The organism is Novosphingobium sp. (assembly GCF_020852455.1).
In the GTDB taxonomy this organism is placed as follows: Bacteria; Pseudomonadota; Alphaproteobacteria; order Sphingomonadales; family Sphingomonadaceae; genus Novosphingobium.
The window spans coordinates 1-4,367 of record NZ_JADZAT010000026.1 but is presented as its reverse complement, the minus strand read 5'-3'; the positions used below and the strand labels follow the sequence as shown (position 1 = coordinate 4,367).

The following is a 4,367-nucleotide window of genomic DNA, read 5'->3' as shown; positions in this document are numbered from 1 at the left end:
GCTGCGCCCGGTGTCCGGCGCTTGGGCGGCTTGGCGTGCGCAAGCGCGGGCCGAGTGGGAGGCGGGGTTTGACCTTGGTCCGCAGCCCTCTCCGGTCGATATGGGGCTGGCCACGGCGCACCTGCGGGACATCCTGCCCGAAGATGTGATCCTGACCAACGGCGCGGGCAACTTTACCGTCTGGCCGAACAAGTTCTTCAAGTTCGGCCCCAAGGCGCGGCTTCTGGCGCCGCAATCGGGGGCCATGGGTTATGGCGTGCCTGCCGCAGTGGCGGCAAAGGTGGCCCACCCTGAGCGCACGGTTGTCTGCTTTGCCGGGGACGGCGATTTTCAGATGAACTGCCAGGAGCTGGGGACAGCGATGCAGGCGGGGGCGCAGCCGATCATCCTGATCTTGAACAACGGCATCTATGGCACGATCCGGGCACATCAGGAACGCCACTACCCGGCACGGGTTTCGGGCACCACGTTGGAAAACCCCGATTTCGTCATGCTGGCCAAGTCCTATGGCTTTCACGCCGAACGGGTGGAGCGGACCGAGGATTTCCCCGCCGCCTTTGCCCGCGCACTGGCCTCGCGCACGGGCGCGGTGCTGGACCTGGACATCAGCCCCGAAGCGCTGACCCCGCGCCAGACGCTGTCCCAGATGCGTGAAGCTGCCCTTGCGGCAAAGGACAAGAAATGACCTCTCAAATCCGACTTGGTGCCGATATTGGTGGCACCTTCACCGACATCGCGCTGGAAACGCCCAAGGGCATGCATTCCACGAAGGTGCTGACGAATTACACAGCGCCAGAGCAAGCCATCCTGGACGGGATCGACATTGTGTTGGCCGAGGCCGAACTTGGATATGGCGATCTGGAGATCGTGATTCACGGCACCACGCTGGCGACAAATGCCCTGATTGAACGGCGCGGCGCACGGACGGCCTTTGTCACGACGGAAGGCTTCCGTGACGTGATCGAGATGCGGACCGAAAGCCGGTTTGACCAGTATGACCTGAACATGCAGCTTCCCTCGCCACTGGTCCCGCGCGAGGATCGGTTTACCGTGTCAGGCCGGATCGGTGCGCAAGGGCAGGAGCTTGCGCCGCTGGACGAGGTGGCACTTGAGGCGCTGGCAGACCGGATTGCCGCCGGCGGTTTCGGTTCTGTCGCCATTGGCTTCATCCATTCCTACATGAACAACGCGCATGAACAACGCGCCCGGGCAATCATCGCGGCCAAGACCGGCCTGCCGATTTCGATCTCGTCCGAAGTCTCGCCCCAGATGCGCGAATTCGAACGCTTCAACACTGTCTGCGCCAATGCCTATGTACGTCCGCAGATGGCCGATTATCTGGGCCGGTTGCAGGTGCGGCTAAGGGAGAAAGGCGCGGGCTGCCCGGTCTTCATGATCCATTCCGGCGGCGGCTTGATTTCTGTGGAAACAGCGGCCGAGTTTCCTGTTCGCCTGGTCGAAAGCGGCCCTGCAGGTGGCGCGATCTTTGCCGCCGACGTGGCCCAGCGCTTTGGGCTGGAGAAGGTTGTCAGCTATGACATGGGCGGCACCACGGCCAAGATCTGCCTGATCGAGGATTTTGCCCCCAAGACCGCGCGGACCTTCGAGGTTGCGCGCAGCACCCGCTTTGCCAAGGGATCGGGCATGCAGATTTCTATCCCCGTGATCGAGATGATCGAGATCGGCGCGGGTGGCGGTTCCATCGCATGGGTCGATGCCATCGGTCGTATCCAGACGGGCCCGGAATCGGCGGCGTCGGAACCCGGTCCCGCCTGCTATCAGCGCGGCGGCCTGCGTCCGGCGATCACGGATGCCGATCTGGTGTTGGGCAAGATCGATCCCGACAATTTTGCCGGTGGCGCGATCAAATTGTCTGCCGCTGCGTCTGAAACCGCGATCCTGCGCGATGTCGGCGACAGGCTGAAACTGGCTGCCACCCCCGCTGCCTTTGGTATCTGCGAGGTGGTGGACGAGAACATGGCCAATGCCGCCCGCGTCCATGCGGTGGAGAACGGCAAGAACATCTCGGACAACGTCATGGTGGCCTTTGGCGGAGCGGCCCCGCTGCACGCCGCGCGGCTGTGCGAAAAGCTGGGCATCGACCAATGCCTGATTCCGGCGGGGGCAGGAGTGGGGTCGGCCATCGGCTTCCTGAAGGCGCCCTTCGGCTATGAGGCGCTGGCGTCCAAGGTCACGCGGCTGTCGGCCTTTGTCCCAGCCGAGGTGAATGCCCTGTTGGACGGTCTGAAAACCACAGCCGAGGGCTTTGTGCGTGCAGGCACCGATGGGGCAATCCAGCGCGCGATCACCGCCTATATGCGCTATGTCGGCCAGGGTTGGGAAATCCCGGTGGCCTTGCCGTGTTGATTTCCACCCAGAAGTGACCCGGGTTTTTCATCGAGAATTGACCCGCCTGAAGCTTATGTTCTGCGGGTTATGCTGGGGTCAAGACATGCGTGGCCTCCCTTTTCGTTTTGGCTACCGCTGAGCTGGCTTTGAAGCGGAAGCTGTCGTTTCCGGTTTCCAGGATGTGGCAGCGGTGGGTGAGACGGTCGAGCAAGGCGGTGGTCATCTTGGCGTCACCGAACACCGTGGCCCATTCGCTGAAGCTGAGGTTGGTTGTGATCACGACGCTGGTGCGTTCGTAAAGTTTGCTCAGGAGGTGGAAGAGGAGGGCCCCACCTGATGCACTGAACGGCAAATATCCCAACTCATCGAGGATGACGAGGTCGAGCTTGGTCATGGCCTCGGCGATCTGTCCGGCCTTACCTTTGGCCTTTTCCTGTTCGAGGGCGTTGACCAATTCGATGGTCGAGAAGAAGCGGACCTTGCGGCGGTGATGCTCGATTGCTTGAACGCCGATGGCCGTTGCAACGTGGGTTTTGCCGGTGCCCGGGCCACCGATCAGGACCACGTTCTGCGCCCCGTCCATGAACTCACAGCGATGCAGCGTCCTGACAGTTGCTTCATTGATCTCGCTGGTCGCAAAGTCGAACCCGGAGAGATCCTTGTAGGCCGGGAAGCGCGCTGACTTCATGTGATAGGCGATGGAGCGAACCTCGCGCTCGGCCAGTTCAGCCTTCAGAAGTTGCGACAGCATTGGCACGGCAGTCTCAAAGGCCGGAGCGCCCTGTTCGATCAGGTCGGTGACAGCTTGGGACATGCCATGCATCTTCAGACTGCGCAGCATGATGACGATGGCGGCACTCGCTGGATCATGACGCATGGCGGCCCCCTGCGATCTTCGCGCGCAGGCCGTCATAGCGTTCGACATTGGCCTTGGGTTCGCGGCGCAGCATCAGCGCCTGTGGCGTGTCGAGCGGCGGCCCACCAATTACCTTGCCATCGACCAGCCGGTGCAACAGGTTCAACACATGGGTCTTGGTGGGCACGCCAGCCGCGAGGGCCATCTCCACCGCCGCCAGCACAGCCTGTTCATCGTGATGCAAAACCAGTGCCAGGACATCGACCATCTCTCTGTCGCCACCAGGCTTGCGCAGCATATGATCTTGTAACTGCCTGAATGCTGGCGGTAATTCCAGGAAGGGCGCCCCATTGCGCAATGCCCCGGGCTTGCGCTGAACGACAGCCAGATAGTGCCGCCAATCATAGATCGTCTGCGGTGGCAGCTTGTGACTGCGCTGGATCACACGGACATGTTCGCACAGGATACTACCTTCAGCCGCAACGACCAGCCGATCCGGATAGACCCGCAAGCTGACAGGGCGATTGGCAAAAGACGCCGGAACGCTGTAGCGATTGCGTTCGAAGCTGATCAGGCATGTGGGCGAGACACGTTTGCTGTGTTCGACAAAACCGTCGAAGGCAGGCGGCAAATGCATCAAGGTTGCCCGTTCTTCGGCCCAAACATCTGCCACGCTGCCAGGTAACGCGCCGTGCGGGATCTCGTGCCAAAGTTCCATGCAACGTCGCTCAAGCCATGCATTCAGCGCTGGCAGATCAGGGAACTCCGGCATGGGCTGCCACAAACGATGGCGGGAATCCTGCACGTTCTTCTCGACTTGGCCTTTCTCCCAACCCGCGGCCGGATTGCAGAACTCGGGCTCGAACACATAGTGGCTGGCCATCGCCAGGAAGCGGGCATTGACTTGACGCTCCTTGCCCCGGCCAACGCGATCAACTGCTGTGCGCATGTTGTCGTAGATGCCGCGCGAAGGCACGCCACCAAAAACCCGGAATCCATGCACATGCGCATCAAACAGCATCTCATGGGTCTGCAAGGGATAGGCCCGCAGCAGGAATGCCCGGCTGTGTGACAGCTTGATATGCGCCACCTGCAGCTTGGCGCGCTCACCACCCAGCACCGCAAAGTCCTCGCTCCAGTCAAACTGGAACGCCTCGCCCGG

The 4,367-nt window shown here is 61.7% G+C and carries 4 protein-coding genes; 2 read left to right on the top strand and 2 right to left on the bottom strand.

Annotated features, from left to right (window positions below):
• Both IT549_RS11425 and IT549_RS11420 read left to right on the top strand, forming a co-directional pair.
• Positions 1 to 685: thiamine pyrophosphate-dependent enzyme (locus IT549_RS11425; RefSeq protein ID WP_292973255.1), on the top strand; the 685-nt coding region annotated here is incomplete at its 5' end.
• Positions 682 to 2,367 carry a hydantoinase/oxoprolinase family protein gene (locus IT549_RS11420; protein WP_292973253.1) on the top strand — a complete coding sequence of 562 codons (1,686 nt, stop codon included), beginning with the start codon at positions 682 to 684 and terminating at the stop codon, positions 2,365 to 2,367. The genes IT549_RS11425 and IT549_RS11420, both read left to right, overlap by 4 nt.
• A 67-nt stretch (positions 2,368 to 2,434) precedes the next feature.
• Here the strand turns inward: IT549_RS11420 and istB are convergent, their stop codons facing one another.
• Both istB and istA read right to left on the bottom strand, forming a co-directional pair.
• Positions 2,435 to 3,226 carry an IS21-like element helper ATPase IstB gene (istB, locus tag IT549_RS11415; RefSeq protein ID WP_292973251.1) on the bottom strand — a complete coding sequence of 264 codons (792 nt, stop codon included), beginning with the start codon at positions 3,224 to 3,226 and terminating at the stop codon, positions 2,435 to 2,437.
• Positions 3,216 to 4,367, bottom strand: a 1,152-nt coding sequence (gene istA / locus IT549_RS11410) for an IS21 family transposase (protein WP_292973249.1), incomplete at its 5' end; no start/stop codon positions are given. The genes istB and istA, both read right to left, overlap by 11 nt.

Excerpts from the sequence above, each read along its gene's own strand:
- IT549_RS11420 (WP_292973253.1), top strand. The coding sequence starts at position 682 with ATGACCTCTCAAATCCGACTTGGTGCCGATATTGGTGGCACCTTCACC.
- istB (WP_292973251.1), bottom strand. The coding sequence starts at position 3,226 with ATGCGTCATGATCCAGCGAGTGCCGCCATCGTCATCATGCTGCGCAGT.